The sequence below is a fragment of the Vibrio sp. SG41-7 genome, assembly GCF_014164465.1.
Lineage (GTDB): Bacteria > Pseudomonadota > Gammaproteobacteria > Enterobacterales > Vibrionaceae > Vibrio > Vibrio splendidus.
Window position 1 is genome coordinate 125,700 of record NZ_JACJFF010000001.1, and the last position, 21,743, is coordinate 147,442.

Annotated in this window: 15 protein-coding genes and 1 pseudogene; 3 read left to right on the forward strand and 13 right to left on the reverse strand. The window is 45.4% G+C overall.

Annotation, left to right across the window (positions count from 1 at the left end):
- Positions 1-84 precede the first annotated feature (84 nt).
- Positions 85-972 (reverse strand): TraB/GumN family protein, encoded by an 888-nt coding sequence (locus H5300_RS00570; protein ID WP_054542524.1) that lies wholly within the window; start codon positions 970-972, stop codon positions 85-87.
- A gap of 406 nt (positions 973-1,378) precedes the next feature.
- On the opposite strand from H5300_RS00570, the gene H5300_RS00575 reads away from it, so the two are divergent.
- Together H5300_RS00575 and H5300_RS00580 are read left to right on the forward strand one after the other, a co-directional pair.
- Complete coding sequence (locus tag H5300_RS00575; RefSeq protein WP_182795240.1) at positions 1,379-4,030, forward strand: beta-N-acetylhexosaminidase; 2,652 nt, start codon at positions 1,379-1,381, stop codon at positions 4,028-4,030.
- 536 nt (positions 4,031-4,566) lie between these two features.
- Positions 4,567-5,223 (forward strand): oligogalacturonate-specific porin KdgM family protein, encoded by a 657-nt coding sequence (locus H5300_RS00580; protein WP_017084486.1) that lies wholly within the window; start codon positions 4,567-4,569, stop codon positions 5,221-5,223.
- A gap of 260 nt (positions 5,224-5,483) precedes the next feature.
- On the opposite strand, the gene H5300_RS00585 is transcribed toward H5300_RS00580, so the two are convergent.
- Both H5300_RS00585 and H5300_RS00590 read right to left on the reverse strand, forming a co-directional pair.
- Positions 5,484-5,924, reverse strand: coding sequence for a DUF411 domain-containing protein (locus tag H5300_RS00585; protein ID WP_029224658.1), 441 nt, complete (start codon positions 5,922-5,924; stop codon positions 5,484-5,486).
- On the reverse strand, positions 5,914-8,745 hold the full coding sequence (locus tag H5300_RS00590; protein ID WP_182795241.1) for a heavy metal translocating P-type ATPase: 2,832 nt from the start codon (positions 8,743-8,745) through the stop codon (positions 5,914-5,916). The genes H5300_RS00585 and H5300_RS00590 overlap by 11 nt, the downstream gene beginning before the upstream one ends.
- A gap of 301 nt (positions 8,746-9,046) precedes the next feature.
- Here H5300_RS00590 and gltX point away from each other — a divergent pair, with 301 nt between their 5' ends.
- Positions 9,047-10,474: a glutamate--tRNA ligase gene (gene gltX, locus H5300_RS00595; protein WP_182795242.1), complete on the forward strand. Its 1,428-nt coding sequence runs from the start codon at positions 9,047-9,049 to the stop codon at positions 10,472-10,474.
- Positions 10,475-10,561: 87 nt separating this feature from the next.
- Here gltX and H5300_RS00600 read toward each other — a convergent pair whose 3' ends face one another.
- From H5300_RS00600 to H5300_RS00645, 10 genes and pseudogenes are all read right to left on the reverse strand, one after another.
- Entirely contained in the window at positions 10,562-11,785 is a 1,224-nt protein-coding gene (locus H5300_RS00600; protein WP_182795243.1) for a beta-ketoacyl-ACP synthase, read from the reverse strand.
- A complete protein-coding gene (locus H5300_RS00605; RefSeq protein ID WP_182795244.1) occupies positions 11,782-12,507 on the reverse strand; it encodes a 3-ketoacyl-ACP reductase FabG2 in 726 nt (241 codons plus the stop codon). The genes H5300_RS00600 and H5300_RS00605 overlap by 4 nt, the downstream gene beginning before the upstream one ends.
- Entirely contained in the window at positions 12,504-12,968 is a 465-nt protein-coding gene (locus H5300_RS00610; protein WP_182795245.1) for a hotdog family protein, read from the reverse strand. Before H5300_RS00610 ends, H5300_RS00605 begins: the two co-directional genes overlap by 4 nt.
- Complete coding sequence (locus H5300_RS00615; protein ID WP_182795246.1) at positions 12,961-14,160, reverse strand: beta-ketoacyl-[acyl-carrier-protein] synthase family protein; 1,200 nt, start codon at positions 14,158-14,160, stop codon at positions 12,961-12,963. Before H5300_RS00615 ends, H5300_RS00610 begins: the two co-directional genes overlap by 8 nt.
- A gap of 5 nt (positions 14,161-14,165) precedes the next feature.
- Positions 14,166-14,789 (reverse strand): DUF3261 domain-containing protein, encoded by a 624-nt coding sequence (locus H5300_RS00620; protein ID WP_182795247.1) that lies wholly within the window; start codon positions 14,787-14,789, stop codon positions 14,166-14,168.
- A complete protein-coding gene (locus H5300_RS00625) occupies positions 14,786-17,158 on the reverse strand; it encodes an MMPL family transporter (protein WP_182795248.1) in 2,373 nt (790 codons plus the stop codon). The genes H5300_RS00620 and H5300_RS00625 overlap by 4 nt, the downstream gene beginning before the upstream one ends.
- Complete coding sequence (locus H5300_RS00630) at positions 17,130-17,828, reverse strand: outer membrane lipoprotein carrier protein LolA (RefSeq protein WP_017110156.1); 699 nt, start codon at positions 17,826-17,828, stop codon at positions 17,130-17,132. The genes H5300_RS00625 and H5300_RS00630 overlap by 29 nt, the downstream gene beginning before the upstream one ends.
- Positions 17,815-18,345: a thioesterase family protein gene (locus tag H5300_RS00635; RefSeq protein WP_017110155.1), complete on the reverse strand. Its 531-nt coding sequence runs from the start codon at positions 18,343-18,345 to the stop codon at positions 17,815-17,817. The genes H5300_RS00630 and H5300_RS00635 overlap by 14 nt, the downstream gene beginning before the upstream one ends.
- 73 nt (positions 18,346-18,418) lie before the next feature.
- Positions 18,419-19,966 (reverse strand): histidine ammonia-lyase, encoded by a 1,548-nt coding sequence (gene hutH, locus H5300_RS00640; RefSeq protein ID WP_065104919.1) that lies wholly within the window; start codon positions 19,964-19,966, stop codon positions 18,419-18,421.
- A pseudogene (locus tag H5300_RS00645) lies at positions 19,944-21,629 on the reverse strand (glycosyltransferase); the annotation flags it as partial. The gene hutH and the pseudogene H5300_RS00645, both read right to left, overlap by 23 nt.
- Positions 21,630-21,743 lie beyond the last annotated feature (114 nt).

Consider the following 21,743-nt stretch of genomic DNA (forward strand, 5'->3'; position numbering starts at 1 on the left):
AGCACCGTTATGGTGCTATTAAATGTAATGATTCTGTTATTAGGTAATGGTTATATTATGAGAAGGTCATAGTATCGAATTTAGTTAGTTGTCGTCACTAACCTCAAATTGACACTGAGCCTGTTGGCTTTGTGATTGTTGAGTGACATTAAAACCTTTCTCTTTTAACAACTGCAAAAGGTTACCTTCGCCAACTAGGTGCAAGGCGCCAACCACGATCAAATAATTCCCTTTTGAATCGAGTTTCCAATCATTGGCGGATAGCTTGTTTGCCCAGTCGATATTGCGGTCAGTTAAGAATGCTTTCTCGAGTTCAGGCGACATCTCAGACAGCTCTGCGAAGGCTTCCAGCTTCGCTAAATCACCCGCTTTCCAGCTTTCAATTAGGCAATGAACCACATGATCAGTTTGGTCAAATTCCTCAAGGCTACTGACTAACCATTCCTTACCGTCATCCTTTTGTTTTGTCATCAGGTCTATTTGGAATTGTAGTGGCTCTAAACTGATAACCGGAACATCTTGGATAGTCGCTTTGTAAGCTAGCGTCGCATCAACGCCGCCGGCGGAGCCATAACCAAGGTTTTTTAGCTGCTGCATTTGTATGGAAAGAGAAGTCGCCCAAGGCGGTGAGCTAAGCAGTTGTTGCGTCGGCATCTCCAACGATTTTGATATGTCGGTTAATAATTGCAGTTGTTCTTCATTGAGCACATCGGCAGTAGTGAGTTTGTTGTGGGGATATACAACGCCATCAGACTTTCTGATATCAGTTTCGATAACTAACCCATCACTGTTTTTTAACGCGTCGGTGATCGCTGAAGGAAGTGGGTACATACTCTCGTCCCCAACGTGCACGGAACCTAAGATAGTGAGTGTCAGTTCATCCTTTTTTGCTTGCCAATAAAGGGGCTCGGCGACCGCTTGCCTAGCTGAAAAAGCGAGAACGAATAAAACCATGTATAAGAATGGGCGCAAAGGGAGCTCCTTTAGGAAGTCTTAAACTCGTTAAAATCGATTTTGACGGTGTTTTTTAACGGTTTTTTTTGAGAACGATGTCACGTTGTTTGTACGAAAAGTATAACAACACCAACAAACTCTTAAACCTTTCTCAGTAACAACGACACGATTTTATGAAATCCTTTCAAAAGATTGTGATTCAATTCTCAAATATTACGTCAAAATAAAACTGACGGAACTGTCGATGTTGGTAACTTTATGATTTTAATAAGGTTAATTTTATCAATATTTTTTAGATTTGAAGTCGATCACTTTATTAACTTGATTTAATTCACGGCGAAAAATAAGGCCATATAGTTTATCTAACTTTTGAAGCGTTCTATTTTGCTTCTGACTCAATTTTTTAAATTTATGGGTGAATACGATGTTGAAGAGAAACTTACTATCTGTAGCGGTACTTGCTGGTTTAACGGGTTGTGCGGTAACACAAGCACCAGAACAAAAGGTGGTTAATGCACTGGCTGATAACCTTGATGTGCAATACGAAATCTTGACGAACCACGGCGCAAACGAAGGCATGGCTTGTCAGGATTTAGGCGCAGAGTGGGCATCATGTAACAAAGTGAACATGACTCTGACCAATGACGGTGAAGCGATCGATTCGAAAGATTGGACTATCTACTTCCACAGTATTCGCCTTATCTTAGATGTTGATAATGAGCAGTTTAAAATCACTCGTGTAACAGGCGACCTACACAAACTAGAACCTACAGATAAGTTCGATGGTTTTGCCGCTGGTGAAGAAGTGATTCTTCCACTAACAAGTGAATACTGGCAACTGTTTGAAACCGACTTTATGCCGGGTGCATTTGTAACGGCGCCAAATGCTGAACCTAAGATGATTGCTTCATTGAATACGGAAGATGTCGCGTCGTTCGTAACCAGTTTGGAAGGAAACAACCTTAAGCGTACACCTGATGACAACAATGTCATGGCAACAGCGGTTACTCGCTTTGAAAAGAATGCTGATCTGGCAACGCAAGATGTATCAACCACTTTACTACCAACGCCAATGTCGGTAGAAGCGGGCGAAGGTTCAGTGAGCATTGCTGGTGGTATTGCCCTACCTAAAGACGCATTCGATGCTGAGCAGTTCGCTGCAATTGAAGAACGTGCAGATGTGGTAAACGTAGATGTGAGTGGCGACCTACCTGTTAGTGTTGCTGTTGTTCCTACTCAGCTTACGGGTGATTTAGCGAAATCTGGCGCTTATGAACTAAGCATCTCGGAAGAGGAGATTGCGATTAAAGCGTTTGATAAAACAGGTGCTTTCTACGCAGTTCAGTCTATTTTTGGCCTAATAGACAGTCAGAACGCTGAATCATTACCACAACTGTCGATCCAAGATGCGCCACGCTTTGATTACCGTGGTGTGATGGTGGATGTTGCTCGAAACTTCCACTCAAAAGATGCCATCCTAGCCACGCTAGATCAAATGGCAGCCTACAAGATGAATAAACTGCACCTTCACTTAACGGATGATGAAGGCTGGCGTTTAGAAATTCCGGGTTTACCAGAGCTAACGGATGTAGGGTCTAATCGTTGTTTTGATTTGGAAGAGCAAAGCTGTTTACTGCCTCAGCTAGGTTCGGGTCCAACAACAGACAACTTTGGCTCTGGTTTCTTTAGTAAAGCGGATTACGTCGAGATCTTAAGCTACGCAAAAGCGCGCAGCATCGAAGTGATTCCAGAAATTGATATGCCAGCACACGCTCGTTCTGCTGTGGTATCAATGGAAGCTCGTTACACTCGCCTAATGGCGGAAGGTAAAGAAGCGGAAGCGAACGAATACCGTTTGATGGATCCACAAGATACATCGAACGTGACGACTGTTCAGTTCTACGATAAGCAAAGCTTCATTAACCCATGTATGGAATCGTCGACTCACTTTGTTGATAAAGTGATCTCTGAAGTGGCAGCAATGCACCAAGAAGCGGGCGTTCCGCTAACGACTTGGCACTTTGGTGGCGATGAAGCGAAAAACATTAAGTTAGGCGCAGGCTTTCAAGATGTTGATGCTCAAGACAAAGTGGCATGGAAAGGTAACATTGACTTATCTAAGCAAGATAAGCCGTTCCAACAATCTCCACAATGTCAGAAATTAATTGCTGACGGTACTGTAAGCGATTTCGGTCACCTGCCAAGCCATTTTGCAGAAGAGGTGTCTAAGATTGTTGCTGAGAAGGGTATTCCACACTTCCAAGCGTGGCAAGATGGCCTGAAATACAGCGAAGGTGAAGAAGCATTTGCAACAGAAAGTACGCGCGTTAACTTCTGGGATGTTCTTTACTGGGGCGGTACTTCATCAGTTTACGACTGGTCTGCGAAAGGCTATGACGTAATTGTTTCTAATCCAGATTACGTATACATGGATATGCCATACGAAGTAGATGCAGCAGAACGCGGTTACTACTGGGCAACGCGTGCAACCGATACTCGTAAGATGTTTGGTTTTGCTCCAGAGAACATGCCACAAAATGCAGAAACGTCATTAGACCGTGACGGCAATGGCTTCAGTGGTAAAGGCGAGATTGAAGCAAAACCTTTCTACGGTTTGTCAGCGCAGCTTTGGTCTGAAACTGTACGTACTGACGAGCAGTATGAATACATGGTGTTCCCTCGTGTTCTTGCTGCGGCAGAGCGTGCATGGCACCGAGCAGATTGGGAAAACGACTACAAATTGGGCGTTGAGTACTCTCAAGATACTGACTTAGTGAATAAGCAGGCTCTAAACAGCGACTTTAATCGCTTCGCGAATATTGTTGGTCAACGTGAGCTGGCTAAGCTCGAGAAAGCGGGTATTGATTACCGACTACCCGTACCGGGTGCTCAGGTTGTTGATGGTAAGCTAGCGATGAACGTTCAATTCCCAGGTGTAGAGCTTCAATACTCTGCTGATGGTGAAAACTGGCTGACTTATGATGAGCAGCAACGTCCTTCGGTTTCTGGTGAAACGTATATCCGCTCTATCTCTGAAAGTGGCGAGAAAGTAAGTCGAGTAACTTTGGTAAAATAATCGACAAGCAAAATTAATAGATGAGCTCCCTAGCTTTTATCTGATTCAGATAAGAGTGGGAGCTTTTTTTTCGTCCAAATCAAGTTAGCCACTTCTCTTAAACTGAAACATATAGAAATAGCCTTTATGTATATCGTCAACAATGTACATAAGGTGAGTTCCATCGCAAAAGTGACGCGCTTCTCATTATTCTCTTCAAAAAATAAGTCTCTCATCAAAAACTCTAAATCAGGTGTGATTCAACCAACTAAATCTAATTTCGCATCGTAAAATAATGTAATCCTGATCTGTACGTTTTTTGATCTTGAGTTTTTTATCAATTTTTATGTTTTTAAGTGACTGATTTTAATGTGTTAAATAACTTGTTCTTTTTTGATAGTGAGAGAGATCACTCTGCTCATTCTTTTATTTTGAAACGCAAATTAATTCGAGCAACATAGATTTCATGCCAGGGAGGCAACTAACTACTCAAGCGGTGAAGGTGAATGATGTACCGAAGATGTGCCGCTGAAAAAATCAAACTAAGGCAGTTTACTATGAAAAAAATTATCGCTCTAAGTGCACTTTCTCTTGCTTTTGCTTCTAGTGCTTTTGCTGGTTCTTCTTACGTTACAGGTAACGTTCAATTTCACTCTGATTTCGATCCGTCAGCAACCTCTACCCTAGAAGCGGGCCACACATTTGATTCTGGTACAACACTACTAACAGAGTTCGATGGCATCTCTCTAGGTAAGTACGACGATGACGCAATCCAAGATAGCGGTCTAGGTAACTCTCCGTACATTACTCTAGGTGTTGAGCAGATGTACAACATCAATGACAACCTATGGGTTGCAGCTGGTTACCACCACCTACTAAATAACGGTGAGACGGTTCAGTACCGTCCGCTAGTTAAGATTGGTTACAACTTCGATAACGGTATTTCTATCAGCAACCGTACTCGTTACCACGCTATGGAAGACAGCAAAGCTGACGACCAAACTCGTTTTGATAACCGTATCGGCTATGCAGTAAACGCTGAGCTAGCTCTAAGCTACAACAACGTATACGTGATGAGCGATGCTGATAATACTATGGACCACGAGCTTCGTGCTACATGGACTCGTCAAGGCGTTCAACCTTACTTTGAGTACCGTAACCAAGCTGACAATGCTAACAACGCATTCGTATTCGGTGCTTCTTACGGCTTCTAAGCCGATTCACTTGGCTGCTTAGTCTATTCGATTATTAGCCGAGTGAGCTTCTTCGCTAAATAGCTTTTTGCTCAATAGCTTCTTAGCCAATTAGCGACGAAAACATAGCGGCACTAACAGCCCGGTTGGTGCTGCGACAAGATTTGCTTTACTGTCCCAAAGCAAAGAGCCTAGCAAGTAAACCACAGTCTTGGGTTTTCTCATGCTAGGCTCTATTTTTATGACTTCTTTTAATTGCTTGGCGTTGGTCTAGTTAAGCTTTATTTTCCGTTGTAATGACGGTACTCAAACACCTGACCTTCTTCATTAAACGCATACACAGAATACTCGTCTTTCTTATCGCCATATTCCATGCCCGGTGAGCCCATTGGCATGCCTGGAACTGCCAAGCCAATCGCATTACGTGGTGGATTTTCTAAAAAGGCTTTCACGTCCTCTGCTGGAATGTGCCCTTCAAATACGTAACCGTCGATCTCTGCCGTATGGCAAGAAGCCAGCTCTGGCGTTACCCCTAACTTCTGCTTTATTGGATTCATATCATCGTGGAGCTTCTCTGTAACATCGAACCCAGCATCTCGCATATGTTCTGTCCACTCTGTGCAGCAGCCGCAGTATGGGGATTTGTGGTTTAGAACATCAGTAGCTAAAGCTTGTCCTGAGATTGCAGCGAGTGCAGTAAGAGTCATAATTTTACGAATCATGGTGAACCTCATGAATATGGTTTTTGTTGATATTAGAATGTGTGGGTTTAAACAGTCTTAATCTGTTGGCATTGCTTACTACAGTAATTGACGACATCGCCATCGCAGCGCCTGCAACTACAGGACTAAGCAGAAATCCGAAAAATGGGTAGAGCACACCGGCTGCGATAGGAATACCAAGCGAGTTATAGATGAAGGCACCAAACAGGTTTTGCTTCATATTTCTTACGGTCGCTTGGGACAACTCGATCGCATTGCTCACTGATAATGGTGATGAGTTGAGTAGCGTCATTTGCGCACTTTCAATCGCGACATCACTGCCACTGCCCATTGCGATTCCTATATCCGCTTGAGCAAGAGCGGGTGCATCGTTAATACCGTCTCCGACCATAGCAACACTCTTATATTGCTGTTGAAGCTGAACAATATGTTGAGCTTTCTGCTCTGGAAGCACTTCCGAGATAACCTCGTCGATACCGACGTCTTTACCTATCGCTTGAGCAACTGAATCGTTGTCGCCTGTTAATAGTACGGTGTGAATTCCGGCGGATTTTAGTTGAGCAATGGCTTGTTTGCTATCTATTTTTAATGCGTCTGAAATGCCCAATATGCCTTCGAGCTTTTGGTCAATTACAATGAAAATAGGCGTCCACGCTTGCGAGCGGCAAAGTTCGATAAAATCCGCGCCAATCTCAGTATTGATGCCTAACTGGGTTAGGTATTTATGCGAGCCAACTTGCACGTTCTTGCCGTTAATTGTTGCTTGTACGCCAAGCCCTCGTTGGTTTTCGAACTCGCTATGAGGTAGTGCTGAAACTTGTAAGCTCTCTGCATATTGGCAAACGGCTTTGGCGAGTGGGTGCTCAGATCCCACTTCTACTGAATAAGCATAAGCCAGTAACTCTTGATCCGTTAGATTAGAGTAAAAGGCCTGTTGAACGGTTGGTTTGCCTTGGGTCAACGTACCTGTTTTATCAAACACAACAGCATCGATTTTGCTAGCAGACTGCAACACATCGGCATCCTTGATCAGAACACCAAACTCAGCGGCTTTGCCCACGCCAACAGTAATAGATAGCGGTGTCGCTAAGCCCAATGCGCATGGGCAGGCGATGATTAGCACTGTGGTTGATACTACGAGCATGTAGCTCGCGCTTGGCTGTGGGCCAAAGAAAAACCAAACTAAGGCGGCAACGGCTGCGATTGCGACCACAACCGGAACAAAAACGGCAGAGATAGAGTCTGCAAGCTTAGCGATTGCTGGTTTACTGCTTTGCGCTTGGCGTACCATTTGAATGATTCGAGCTAGCATGGTGCTTGAGCCAATTCCCGTCGCTTCAATAACTAAGCTGCCATCTCCATTAATGGTACCCGCAGACACGCCATCATTGAGCGATTTGACGTTGGGAAGCGGTTCACCAGTCAACATTGATTCATCGATATAAGATTCACCCGCTACCACGACACCATCAACCGGCACTTTTTCTCCGGGTTTCACTCGTACCTGCATACCGACCTGAATGGCTTCTACGGCAATGGTTTGTTCTTTATCATCGACAATAACCACCGCTGTTTGAGGCTGTAAGTTAATCAGTGCCTGTAGAGACTTTGTGGTGCGTGCTTTGGCTTTGGCTTCAATGTAATGCCCTAAAGAAATAAGGCCGACAATCATTGCACTTGCTTCAAAATAGACATGACGCGATGGTTCTGGGAACCATGATGGAATCAGCACAACCAGCATTGAATAGAACCATGCAGCGCCCGTACCTAAAGCAACTAACGTATCCATCGTTGCACGCTTATGAATGAGAGACTGCCAAGCGTTAGTGAAGAAGCTGCGTCCTGAAGTCGCAAGCAGTATCAAACAGACCACACCAACTAATCCCCAAGCTAATTGGTCGTTAAATGTAGCAATGGTCATGCTGCCACCAAACAGACCCCACGCCATCAGTGGAGCACCGATAAACAGCGCGCTTACTGAATTCTTTAGGAAAGCTTTTTGGGTACGAAGTTGTTGTTCTCGCTGTTTTTGTTGTTGAGTTGCTGCGTCATCAACGAACTCGGCGCCGTAACCAGCGGCTTTCACCGATTCTATTAGAGCGTTTTCGATGACGTCACGTGTTTTAGAGGTGAAGACCAAGGCTGTCTGTTCAGCGAGGTTGATCTGAGCTTGGTCGACGAACTCATTCTTTTTCAGCGCTTTCTCTACCGAAGAAACACAACTTGCACACGTCACTCCCTCAAGAACAAGGTGATAAGTATATTGGCTAGCTGCAGGTTTAGCTTGTGTCGGTTCCACTGGCGTTGGTTTTTTATTTTCTTCTGAATCTGAATCTGAATCTGAATCTGAATTAGATAAAAGGTCATTGGCTTCAGAGTAGGGAACTGCGTGATAACTCAGGCTTTCGACTAGCTCAATAACCTCTGATTCTGCAAGCAGAGTAACCAACGACAATTCATGTTTGGTGACGTTTAGATTTGAGGCTTGCTCAGTTTGTTGAATCGCCTGAGTCAGTTTGCTCACGCACTTACCGCAGCTAAGACCAGATAGCGAAAGGTGCAGTTTATTACCCATGCTATAACCAAGCGTCGCTAGTTGTTCGTTGAGTTGAACGTAACTAAAAGGAGTGGAAATATCGATGTATGTCGGCGATATGTCGTTGATCTTCGTATTATCGAGACCATCAAACAGTGCGCGGACTTTCTTCGCACATCCCATGCAATTTAGGCCGTTGAGTGCGGTTGTGTAATGCTTCATATCGATACTCCAATTCTCATCTACGCCCAACATAAACCTTACCGTAAGGGTAAGGTCAAACATAAATTCAAGAATTTGATCTTAGTGGCATATGAATGGGTGGGTTAAGTTTGTGGGATAGGCGAGAGTTAAAGAAAAGCATGGCTATAATTTACTGGCTCAGGCTATAGATTTGCTACATCGAAGCTGGATTTAGCCTTTCTACAGTCGTTTTCGCACAAGATCCGCGCATTAATCATTCACTACTGATTGTAGATTTAAGCGGTGGTGATAAAATAGCGCCCAAAATTTAGTGATATTTTTCTGTTGCAGGCTTTGTAATGGCAATCACTAAAAGAATCACCTACATAATCAAGGTATTTAAATGACGGTTAAAACTCGTTTTGCTCCTAGCCCAACTGGCTATCTTCACGTTGGTGGTGCACGTACTGCACTTTACTCTTGGCTATTCGCTAAGAATCAAGGTGGTGAATTCGTTCTGCGTATCGAAGACACGGACCTTGAGCGTAACTCTCAAGAAGCGGTTGATGCAATTCTAGAAGGCATGCAATGGATGGGTATGGAATGGGATGAAGGTCCTTACTACCAATCTAAGCGTTTTGACCGTTACAACGAAATGGTTGATAAGCTACTTGCTGAAGACAAAGCATTCAAATGTTACGCGTCTAAAGAACTGCTTGATGAGATTCGTGCAGTACAAGAAGAAAACAAAGAAATGGCTCGTTACGATGCGAACCACCCTAAAATTGTTGCAGCAAACGAAGCAGCAAAAGAAGGTGATGCATGCGTTATCCGTTTCCGTAACCCTAAAGAAGGCAGCGTAGTATTTGATGACCAAATCCGTGGTCGCATTGAAATCGCAAACAGCCAACTTGATGACCTAATCATTCGTCGTACAGACGGTGCTCCAACTTACAACTTCGTGGTTGTAGTGGATGACTGGGATATGGGTATTACACACGTTGTTCGTGGTGAAGACCACATCAACAACACACCTCGTCAAATCAACATCTACGAAGCACTAGGCGCGCCAGTTCCAACTTTCGCTCACTGTGCAATGATTCTTGGTGATGACGGTGCGAAACTTTCTAAGCGTCACGGTGCTGTTTCTGTAATGCAATACCGCGACGAAGGTTACCTACCAAATGCACTAAACAACTACCTAGTTCGTTTAGGCTGGTCTCACGGTGACCAAGAGATCTTCTCCCAAGAAGAGATGATTGAATTCTTCAGCCTGAATGCAATCAGCAAGTCTGCATCTGCATTCAACACTGAAAAACTACTTTGGTTGAACAACCACTACATCAAGACTTCTGAGCCTGAGTACGTTGCAAAATACCTGCAATGGCACCTAGATGCACAAAAGATCGACACAAAAAACGGCCCTGCTATCACTGAAGTGATCACGCTAGTTGGCGAGCGTTGTAACACGCTTATCGAACTTGCTGAGCAATCTCGCTACTTCTACGAAGATTTCTCTGAGTTTGAAGCTGGCGCAGCGAAGAAGCACCTACGTGGTGTTGCTAAAGGCCCGCTAGAGCTTGCTCTTGCTAAGGTTGAAGCACTTGAAGAGTTCACTACAGCAAACATCAAAGATGGTGTGATTGCAGCAGTATGTGAAGAGCTAGAGATCGGTATGGGTAAAATCGGCATGCCACTTCGCGTAGCAGTAACAGGTGGCGGTCAGTCTCCTTCTGTTGATGCAGTGATGGAGCTTGTTGGTAAAGAGCGCGTAATCGCTCGCATCAAGATGGCTCTTGAGTTCATCGCTGAGCGTGAAGCTAACGCTTAATTGAGCTTTTGCTAGATTCAAAAAAAGGGTCAGTAACTTGGTTACTGACCCTTTTTATTTGTCTCGAGTTTTGGCTAATAAATAAGCTTAAATCTTTTTGAAGATGATTGAGGTGTTAATTCCGCCAAAGGCAAAGTTATTGCTCATCAGGTATTCAACATCCAATTCACGACCTGAGCCTGTGATGTAATCAAGCTTGCCGCAGCGTTCGTCGACATTCTCAAGGTTCAATGTTGGGCTGAACCAACCTGAATGCATCATCTCTAGGCTTAACCAAGCTTCAATCGCACCACACGCACCCAGCGTATGACCAAAGTAGCTTTTCAATGAACTGATTGGCACTTCGCCAAAGATATTCGCGGTCGCGTTACTTTCCGCAATATCGCCTTTTTCAGTCGCGGTACCGTGCGCAGAAACATAGCCAATCTTTTCAGCCGGAAGTTGAGCATCCTTTAGCGCTTTTTCCATACAAATTTGCATGGTTTCCATCTGAGGTTGGGTCACATGAGCAGCATCGCAGTTGCTGGCAAAGCCGATGATCTCAGCGTAGATTTTTGCGCCACGAGCAACGGCATGTTCATATTCTTCAAGAACAAGCGTGCCGGCACCTTCACCGATAACGAGGCCATCGCGCTCGCTGTCGTAAGGGCTAGGGGATTTTTCTGGTGTGTCGTTTTTTAAACTGGTAGCAAAAAGGGTATCGAAAACGGCAGACTCAGTTGGGCATAGTTCTTCACCACCACCAGCAACCATCACGGTTTGGTAGCCGTGTTTGATCGCTTCATAGGCGTAACCAATCGCTTGGCTTCCTGAAGTACAGGCACTGCTGGTGGGAATTACACGGCCGCGTAGGCCAAAGAACAATCCTACGTTGACCGCAGCGGTGTGTGGCATCATTTGAACATAGGTGGTTGCTGTGATTGCTCGTGTCGATTTCTCGTTAAGCATCACGCCAAACGCACCAACCGCATCGGTACTGCCGGTTGAAGAGCCATAGGCAATGCCTGTTTCGCCATTGGTCAATACATCGTGACCAATTAAGCCGGCTTGCTCCAATGCATTCTCAGTAGCAACCGTTGCTAGGCGTGATACACGCCCCATGCCACGAACCTGTTTACGCTTATAGTGTTTTGGTAATTGGAAATCATCAATAGGTGCAGCAAGCTTGGTGTTGAGGCCATCGTACTGCTCAAAGCTTGGCATATATTGAGTGGCATTTTCACAGGCTTTTAGTTTTGGTTCGATGTGCTGCCAATCATTACCAAAGGCAGTAACACCAGACATGCCAGTTACAACAACGCGGCGGGTCATACTAAGCCTCCATTGACTGAAATCACTTGGCGAGTAACGTAGCCTGCAATATCAGACATTAGGTAACTCACTAGTCCTGCTACTTCTTCTGGCTCACCCATGCGGCGCAGTGGCACTTGAGGAAGCGCATGATCTTTCACGTGCTCATCTACCATACCGGTATCGATTAAGCCAGGAGCCACGCAGTTTACTGTGATTTTACGTTTTGCTAGTTCTAGAGCAAGTGACTTAGTTGCGCCAATCACTCCCGCTTTTGCTGCGGCATAGTTGGTTTGGCCGCGGTTACCCATGATGCCGGATACCGACGCCAGAGTAACGATTCGCCCGCCTTTGCGTTTTTGAACCATTGGCATCACGCACGGGTGAAGTACGTTGTAGAAGCTGTCGAGGTTGGTATGGATCACGCCATCCCACTCTTCTTCCGTCATGGCTGGGAATGCTGTGTCACGAGTAATACCCGCATTGTTCACCACACCATAGTAAGCGCTATGATCGGCAATATCTGACTCAAGTTTTTCGCGACACTCGCTGCGATTGCTGATATCAAATTGGATAAGACGCCCCGCGCCACCCAGTTCGGTGATCGACTTTAACGTGTCTTCAGCACCTTGCTTGTCACCCATGTAATGAACGGCAATTTCAAATCCGTCTTTCGCGAGTTGAATAGCGATCGCTTTACCAATGCCTTTGCTGGCACCTGTGACTAAAACCTGACGGGTCATGATGGGCTCCTAGTTTTCATTTCTTGTAATTTTTGTTCGGTCGGCACGTAGACATTGAGTTGGCATTGAGCCACTAACTGACCTTGGTCTTCGACTCTGGCGGTAAACACTGCCATGCCACTGTCTTCCATCAATTGCTCGGCGTAGATATCAAGGGTCTGACCTTGAGTAAACTCATCACACAGTGACTTGTAACGGCGAGAACCGAGTAAGAATCCGATTGGAGGAGTGGTACCGTTTTTCAGTGCATGATATCCAGACCATGCAGCCACAGATTGCGCCATAAATTCGATACCGACATAAGCCGGTACGGTTTGAGATTCAGCATTAAAGAACAGATTATGAGTTCCAATATCGACCTGACAGTGAATCGACAACGCCTCTACGCTGATAGCACGATCGATTAATATCATCGGATCATCGTGTGGAAGAAGTTGGTCTACAGAAGGGATATCAGTCATTTACTACACCAAAGATCAGGCTAATGTTGTTGCCACCAAAAGCGAACGAGTTGCTTAAGATGTTCTTTACTTTAAGTTTCTGGGAACAGTTTACCAAATCAATCTCAATATCTTCAGCTTTATCCTGACATTTTTGTAAGGGAAGCGGTAAGTCATATTTTAAAATATGCCATGCTATTGCAGCCTCTATTGCACTTGCGGCTCCAAGAGTATGCCCGGTGAGAGGCTTGGTGGAACTGACGGGAACCTTGTTTGCAAAAATACGATGAATGGCTTTGCTTTCCATTGAATCATTGAGTGGAGTTGCGGTGCCATGAGCATTGATATAACCGATGTCTTCAGCTTGTAACTGAGCAGAATCTAACGCTTTTCTCATCGCTTGTTCTGCGCCATTTCCTTCAGGGTGGGGCGCTGAAATGTGGTGTGCATCAGAGCTATCACCACAGCCTAATAAAGCAATGCTAGGTATATTCTGGTTTGTATCAGCAACATTCACTTTTGTTTTACTGAGCAACATAAATGCCGCTGCTTCACCGATGTTGATGCCATTTCGAGAGGCACTAAATGGCTGGCAATGTGTGGTCGAAAGTGCTTCCAGGCCATGAAAGCCATTGAGCGTCAGCTTACATAAGGTGTCTACACCTCCAACCAACACAGCATCAGCCATTCCAGAATCTAACAAGCGTTGAGCGGTAAGAAAAACACGGCCACTTGATGAGCAGGCAGTCGAGATTGCGTAGCTTGGCCCTGTTAATGAGCAATATTGACTAACAAACTCTGAGGTATTCCCTAGCTCTTGTTTGGAGTAGTGATAATGCTCAGGAAACTCACCGTTTGCCAATTTATGTTTGAAAGCGACTTCACCATCAGAAATCCCCGAGGTGCTTGTGCCGATAACCACAGCAATTCTATCTGCGCCAAATTGTGACTTTGCTTGTTCGATAGAGTCTTGGATTTGATTTAGAGCTGATAACGCCAGTTGATTGTTACGAGTGGCGTAGTGTGCGAGATTGGATGGAACCTCTGGCAGTTCGCCTGCGACCTTACCCACGATAGTGTGCTTACCATCATTCAGCATATCGCTTACTTCAACCATGTTTGATTCGCGCGTATCTTTGAGGCAGCCATGAATGTCAGCAACGCTTGAGCCTAATGCGGAGTGGAAACCACAGTCTTGGATATAAATAGGCATAGTATTCAGCTCTTACTTGGGTTTTCGACAATCGTTGAGTTCAACGTTTGTATGGTGATGGTGTAGCCTTGAATCAGATGCTTGAAAACAATGTCTCCAGAGAGCTTCGGTTCATTAGCTTTTACTTGATACTCGATACGAATAATGGCTTGTTGGTCGTCGTCAAACACGGTTCTTGTATTGTCAGTATCGACTAGATGCCAACCTATGGTTTGCAAAGGCTGAGTCCAGGCTTCAGTCGGCCATAAGGTCAGCATTAAATTAAATAACACCTGCTCAGGTTGCGGCAGGGTTGCGCCAAGCCCAGACAAAACCTGCGTATCAATCACTTGATTTTGATATTGCAGCGATAGGATGCGAGTACCCCAAGAAGAAAACCCCGCCAAAACCACTTTATCCGCAGTCACTTCGACTTGAACAGGAAGTTGCTGCGTATCGGTTTCCCACGTAGCGCTGATGAGCTGACTGGCCGTGAGGGAGTACCCTAGTTCAGCTGGCAATGGTAGTGCTAGCTCGGTGTCATTGTTGATAGACACACTTGCACCAGTTGGCTGCTGAGAAACCATCGAGCAGGCACTGAGCATTACACCCACTAGCGTGACGAAGGTGATTTTTAATGTCCTGATCATCTAAAAACCTCTCGAGAAGTTGGTCTTTCTACGTTTTTGCTATTGTTGATCGCGAGTGGCGAAAGTAGCCACGCGACAAAGATCCCTGTCAGAACAGTAACACCGAAGCTATGAATGGCATGAGTCTGACTTAGTGACAATAAGCCAAATGAAAGCAACGTCGTGAGGCCCGATAGGGTAATCGCTAATAAGGTGCTTAGTGATTTTTTCTGCTCAGCAAAGAACAGGGTATAGTCGATACCAATCCCTAAAATTAGAATCAGTCCAAGCAGGTTAAATAGATTCAGTGTCGAGCCTAAAATACCCGTGACCGCTAAACCTGCGACTCCGGCAATCAATGAAGGCAACAGCATTAATAGGCTTTGCTTCACACCGTAGCGCCAACCTAAAACCATCCCAATAGCGGCCAAAGCTATCAATAATAGCTCGGTGACCTTGACTCTGTATTCCGCAAAGAGAGCGGAGATTTCATCGGCTTTATTAAGGTATTTAATACCTTGTTGCTGAGCAAAGCTTGAATCGACCCATTGAGAGAACAGAGCTGAGTTTGTAACGTCTTTGATCAAAATGACTGACGCCGCTTGTCCATCGATAGGTTTTAACCAAAGTGGTCGAACAGGTTCTGACACCGGTGATTCCAAAAACCCAGATACCGTGATTGCTTCGAACTTAGGTAATTCTGGAAAGCTAGGCCAACCAAGAGTGTTCTGTAAGATATGGCTTTGCTGGCGATAGAGTTGTTCAACCAATTGATAGTTATCATGCTGGTCTTGTTTACTTAACAACTGCTGATTGATGCTGCGATATCCTGAGATACCTTGGCTATCGATTAAAGAGTCTAAGCTCGCGGTGATTTCTGCCAGTTTTTTGAGTAGCTTTTGGTCGCTCTTGGCAGTCACCAAAAGCATATTTTGGCCACTGCCTAATCCTGATATCTCAGTAATGGCTTGCTCTTGCTGTTTGAGTTGATCAGGCATCGCTTGAAGTTGGCGAATATCGTCGTCGTAGCGAATTTGACTGAGTGATATCAAGCTAACGACAGTCACTATTAATGGTAAGCCAATTCTAAACTTTTGGTTGCTCCAGAGACTTAACCAAGTATGCCAAAGCTTCGACAAGGGAAGCGGGCGTTCTTGGCTTGGTTTTGCAGCTAAAACTGGGTACCAACACACCACGCTGGCGTAAGCCGCAATAAGCCCAATCGACGAAAACAGAGCAAGTTGCTGTAAACCCGGGAAAGGTGCCACCAACAGACCTAGGTAGCCAATCAAGCTGGTGATCAGACCCAAGGTGATCGCAACGATAATATGTTTCAACCCTTTGTCGCTTTGCCATTGGTTACCAGCCGCCAAACGGTCAGTCAGGTAGTGAAAGGAGTAATCGATGGACACGCCAATTAAGCTGGCACCGAACACCAAACTAAACAGGTGAATCTTGCCGAAGATAGCGACGGTGCTTGCCAGCGCTACCAACAACCCAGTACTGATGGAAAGCAAGGATAAGGCAAGTGGAAGGGCACTACGAAACGTCAGCCACACCAATAAAACAACACCGACTAATGAGCCCAAACCAATGGTACTGATTTCTGATTTCGCGCTTTCGGTGCCGTAATTTGCGTAGAACACCACACCAGTATGCTGCACTTTGACGCTAAACTGTTTTTCGACCTCGCGCTCAATTGAATCAAGATCAGGAAGTTGTTCTTGAATCGCCAAGCTATAAGGCGAGCCCGCCAGAGTCGCCGTGACCAAAATATGAGTTTGATCATTAGATTGAGCGGTGAGGTACCCCTCTTTCAGAACAAAGTTACTTGATTGAACGCCAACAGCACTGATGTAGTCGCGAAATAGTAGAAATGGGTCCATCGACAGTTCGGCTGCAGTGACGCCTGAGAACGGATTGTACAGAGACTGAATCACATATTGAGCTCGTGAATCAGGCGAGTGGGTCAGCGTCTCTTTTTGTTGTTGGGTAAGCAGTTGAGCTCGGTGACGAAAGTAGAAATCGCTCCATTGGCTTTGGGTGCTGGCGCTGATTTTGCCTTGAACTTGCTGAAACAGAGTTGGCTGACTTGAAAAGGCTCTTTGGTTGAGAGCTTTTTCAAAAGCGTCGGTCGCAACCATGGCTTGTTCGATATCGGGGGCGCTGATGATAAACACCACTTGCTCGCTCATCGAGCTGGATATCTGCTGAAAGGCTTGCTCTACCATTGGGTCTTGCTGGTTTTCTGGTAGTAACTTTAGGATGTTGCTTTCAATCGGTACCGACGAAGAAAAAGCGAATTGTTTTATCAACAATCCGCTAAATAGCATGACGACAACAAGCCAAACAAGGGCCAGACTAGAGTTGGAATTGTTGCGCTTCAGCATCTGATAATACTTCCGGTAGATGGCTTAACTGACTAAATTCGATCACCGTGCTGTCTCCACGAATCTCTCTCAGTTCAATGCGTTCAATATCATTTTGACCTTGCAGCGTAATGGCTTCAAATACCGCGTTCATCGGAGCACTTTTCGGCTTTAGAGTGAGTGTCCATCGTGTGTCTTGTGAACTTGAGTTTGCACTTGCATCAGTGTTTGTAGTGGTTGCAGGCTCAAAGTCGAGTGAGAATTGTTCTTGGAGTTTTTGCGTATCCCCGTGGAACACCGATAAGAATATATGGCTGAAATAAAACGCCATTGGGTTTTCTTTGTCGGTGATGATTTTAGCGGGTTGATCAGCAAACCTTTGGCTCAGTTTGTTATCGGTTAGCACCAAGCTAACAGGAAAGGGGGTAGTTTGTGTCCAAAGCAAACCATTCGACTTGTCTAATAGGAAAGTACCTTGTGATGTTAGAGGCTGGGCGAACATTTCCATGTTGCGCGTTTGGGTGAACTCACCACGTACTATGTTGTTTGCGCTTAATACTATTTGCAGATCTGAAATAGAACCAACCGTAGCTGTACTTTCATTAGCAATAACAAAACTACTCGCCATCATTGAGGCAAGCCCTAGTAATGCGATGCTGATGTGTTTGCGACTGCGTTTAAACAGACTCATGTTTCACCTGCTGCTGTGTGTTAGATACTTGAAATGGGTCTGATTGTTGGTCGCTTGGTTGCTTCTCAGTTGTTTGGGGTAAGTCGCCAAACTGGTGCCAGTGCTCGACTTTATCTGTAAACACTTTCGGTGAAGCGAAGCACATCTCTTGTTCTTCAATGGTCACCGCAACCTGCATTGTGTGGGCGCGTGTCATACGAGCGCCCGTGTTGGCATCGTGAATTTCGTAGTCAACACGCAGGCGGTTTTCCCATTCAGTCAACTTAGCCGATACCTTGATCTGATGATTGAACGGTATCGCCTTAATGTACTTTACACGCGTGTCGATGATCGGCCACATGTAGCCTGAATCCTTCATCTCATGATAGTTGTACTCAATCTTATCCATCATGATGCGCCTTACTTCTTCAAAAAATCGGAAGTAATTACCGTGATAGATCACGCCCATCGGGTCGGCATCTTGGAATGAGGTAATCAGAGTCACCTCAGATTGTAATGGATGAAGGATTTCAGACATAAATCGCTCTCAACAATATTGCGTAAAGGGTTGGCTACTTTATGAAGTTAGCTACTCTATGAGGTTAGCTACTCTATGAGTAAAGTGACCAGTGCTGACTTTGAATACGAGCAATGAAGTGGCGTAGATCGCCTTCAAGTGGTCGATCTTCTACGATAAATTCAAACTCTTTAAGCACTTCGTCGCGAATATGCTTTAGGTTTTCACTCATGTGGTGCTCATCAAGCTCATTGTGGCGTTTACGAAGCTCAAGCGCTTGTGTACCCGCCAGAAGAGATGCTGCCGCAACTTGTTCAGTTAGTTCAAGAACACGTAGACAATCACGAGCCGCAATGGTGCCCATGCTGACTTTGTCTTGGTTGTGGCACTCGGTTGAACGAGAGAACACGCTTGCCGGCATTGTGTGTTTCAATGCCTCTGCTGTCCAAGCTGAAACGCCAATCTGCACCGCTTTGAAGCCGTGGTTGATTGGCTTACGTTCGCCTTCTGCGCCTGTTAGGTTAAATGGCAGACCGTTATTGAACTTGTAGTCCATCAACTGCGCCATTTGACGGTCAAGTAGGTCTGCAAGGTTGGCTACCGCTGTTTTTAGTGTATCCATTGCCATTGCGATATGGCCACCGTAGAAGTGTCCACCGTGCAGTACGCGCTCATTGTCGCCATCGATAATTGGGTTATCGTTAGCGCTGTTTAGCTCGTTCTCAATCATTTGGCGTAGCCAAGGTAGAGAGTCTTGAACCACACCAATAACATGTGGAGCACAACGCAGTGAATAACGATCTTGTAGGCGGTCACTGTTGCGTGGTGGGCGATCCGCTTGTAAGTCATCACGCAGCCATGCAGCAACTTGTTGTTGACCCGGATGAGGTTTCACTGCGAACAAGGCTTCATCGAAGTGGAAGTCGTTGCCTTGCATACCCACAGATACCATTGCCGTTATCTTAGTCGACAGCTGAGCTAGATATTCTGCACGTTTGTAGGCGATACAAGCCAGAGCCGTCATTACTGACGTGCCATTCATCAATGCCAAGCCTTCTTTTGGTTTAAGCTTGATAGGGTTAATTCCTAGCTCTTTGTAGACGTCACTAGTAGGGCGAACTTCGCCTTTGTAAATAACATCGCGCTCACCAATCAGTGCGGCCGCTAAGTAAGACAGCGGCGTTAAATCACCACTGGCACCCACCGAACCTTCTTGAGGAATACGCGGTGAGATATCTTGGTTGATCAGAGTAACGATCTGGTTGAGCAAATCATGAGTCACACCAGAGACACCTTGTGATAAAGAACACAGGCGCGTTGCTAATACTGCACGAGATTGTTCGTGAGACAATATTTCGCCTAAACCACAGCCATGAAAGCGCGTTAGATGCAGTGGCAATTCATCAACAAGGTTTGGTGGAATTGCTACGGTACATGAATCTCCGTAACCAGTTGTCACGCCATAAATCACGCCTTCTTCTTTCAGTAGGCGCTCTAAGAAAGCGACCCCACGGTCGATCTTAGATGTGAATGCTTCACTTGAGTTCATCGAGGCTTTTGCGCCTTGTGAGATAGCGACAACATCCTCAATCGTGAGGCGTTCGGCACCAAAGGTGATGCTATTTGGATTCTTTTTCGTCATGGTGCTTGCTCAATGTCCAAAAATTAAAAAAGTTGTACCACTGAAGCGGTGCTTTCAGTGTGTAGTGCTCAAGTCGGTTCGCATATTTTTGCACGACTTGCTGTAAAGATTGTTCGCGTGTCTTTCTTGGTAGCTCGATCTTGTCGCTAAAATGCTCGAAATAGACATTAAAGTGCGGTTTAGATTTTGAGTCGTCACGTAGCCCAAATAGTAGGAATACTGGCGCTTTGAGAACCGAGGCTAACATAAATGGACCTTGAGGGAAGGGTGCTTCCTTACCCAAGAACTCAGCCCATACTGAACGGCTCTCTTTGCTGGTGGAGGTTCTATCACCAACAATCACAATCCACTCGCCTTGCTCCAACTTATGCTGTAACAAGATAGCCGTATCTGGCCCCATCGAAGTTACTTGGATAAGATTCAAGTCAGACTGAGGATTGACCGCTTTCATTACTGAATTGAAACGTTCAGCGTGCTCTGTGAACACCAGCGCATTGATTTTGATGTTCGAGTGTCTGCGGCCTAAAGCGCGGCACAGTTCGATATTGCCAAGGTGAGATCCTAGAATCAGCACACCTTGTTGGTTTTCCACCATGCTTTCGAATTGGTCTTGGCCATGAATCGTCAAGTTATCTACCGAGAAATCGCCTTTCCATGCCGCTAATTTGTCTAGCATGGTATGGCCAAACGAGAGCAGGTGGTTATAGCTGGTTAACTCGGTGGGTAACTCTATGTTCTGTTGCTCTGCGTACGCCTTTAGTTGAAACAAGTATTGCTCAGAAGCATTTCGCGCACGCTTACCCGTTAGATGGTAGTAACGCATCACACCGCGCAAAATCAGATTAAATACGCCTCGGCCTAACAAGGTATAAACGGCCAATAACAGTTTGATTCCCAGCACAGTGCCGCGTTCTTGAGTACGTGACCAATGGGGTTGTTCTGAACCTATCTGTTCGGAATTTACCTGTCTTGAATCTGCCGAGGAATCTTGGCTATTTTCAGCCGATAACTTCTTCGCTGAATCCGACTTGAAATGACGCGCGATCAGTTTTGGTGCTCTTGGCAGCATGCCGAAGAACAGTCGCGTGTGCATCCAACTGATTTTTACGTTGTCCCACAATGCATCGAAATGAGAGATACCATTCTCTGGGTAGATAACACGCGTTTCAACGAAGTCGATATCGCAGTCTTCCCAATACAGGCGAACCAGAATCTCGATATCAAAATCCATTCTCGAACCGACATCGTATTTATTCAGTACGGTTTGCGTCTTATCGATTGGATACGCTCTAAAGCCACACATGCTGTCTTTAATCGAGAGAGATAGGGTTTCTATCCATACCCAGATATGTGTCGCGTAGCGTCCGTAGAGCCTTGCCTTAGGCACGCTCTCGTCATAGACCGGCTGACCAGAGATAAGGTGCTGGGGCTTAGTTTGTGAAGCTTGGATTAATGCGGGTAGTGCTTCAAGGTCATGTTGCCCATCAGCATCAATCTGAATGGCATGACTAAAGCCGAGCTCTTGCGCTCGCTTAATGCCCGCTTTTACTGCGCCGCCTTTGCCTTGGTTCTGATGAAGTGTTACCAAAGTCACGCTTGGGCTATCGGCAAGTGGAGTCAGAAAATGTTTGGTCTCGAGTTCACTGCCATCATCGGTCATGACTCCAATCTGTTGTTTTCTGTGGTAGAATCTACGTTTTTGGGGTACCAATCATGGCAACTATTCAGGTTAATTGTCGATTTTGCAGTCAGAGTAATGCTGTTCGAAAGCATGGTA

Bases quoted from the DNA above. Each gene is read 5' to 3' on its own strand.
- H5300_RS00575 (WP_182795240.1), top strand. From the start codon at position 1,379: ATGTTGAAGAGAAACTTACTATCTGTAGCGGTACTTGCTGGTTTAACG.
- H5300_RS00580 (WP_017084486.1), top strand. From the start codon at position 4,567: ATGAAAAAAATTATCGCTCTAAGTGCACTTTCTCTTGCTTTTGCTTCT.
- H5300_RS00585 (WP_029224658.1), bottom strand. From the start codon at position 5,924: ATGATTCGTAAAATTATGACTCTTACTGCACTCGCTGCAATCTCAGGA.
- H5300_RS00590 (WP_182795241.1), bottom strand. From the start codon at position 8,745: ATGTTTGACCTTACCCTTACGGTAAGGTTTATGTTGGGCGTAGATGAG.
- gltX (WP_182795242.1), top strand. From the start codon at position 9,047: ATGACGGTTAAAACTCGTTTTGCTCCTAGCCCAACTGGCTATCTTCAC.
- H5300_RS00600 (WP_182795243.1), bottom strand. From the start codon at position 11,785: ATGACCCGCCGCGTTGTTGTAACTGGCATGTCTGGTGTTACTGCCTTT.
- H5300_RS00605 (WP_182795244.1), bottom strand. From the start codon at position 12,507: ATGACCCGTCAGGTTTTAGTCACAGGTGCCAGCAAAGGCATTGGTAAA.
- H5300_RS00610 (WP_182795245.1), bottom strand. From the start codon at position 12,968: ATGACTGATATCCCTTCTGTAGACCAACTTCTTCCACACGATGATCCG.
- H5300_RS00615 (WP_182795246.1), bottom strand. From the start codon at position 14,160: ATGCCTATTTATATCCAAGACTGTGGTTTCCACTCCGCATTAGGCTCA.
- H5300_RS00620 (WP_182795247.1), bottom strand. From the start codon at position 14,789: ATGATCAGGACATTAAAAATCACCTTCGTCACGCTAGTGGGTGTAATG.
- H5300_RS00625 (WP_182795248.1), bottom strand. From the start codon at position 17,158: ATGCTGAAGCGCAACAATTCCAACTCTAGTCTGGCCCTTGTTTGGCTT.
- H5300_RS00630 (WP_017110156.1), bottom strand. From the start codon at position 17,828: ATGAGTCTGTTTAAACGCAGTCGCAAACACATCAGCATCGCATTACTA.
- H5300_RS00635 (WP_017110155.1), bottom strand. From the start codon at position 18,345: ATGTCTGAAATCCTTCATCCATTACAATCTGAGGTGACTCTGATTACC.
- hutH (WP_065104919.1), bottom strand. From the start codon at position 19,966: ATGACGAAAAAGAATCCAAATAGCATCACCTTTGGTGCCGAACGCCTC.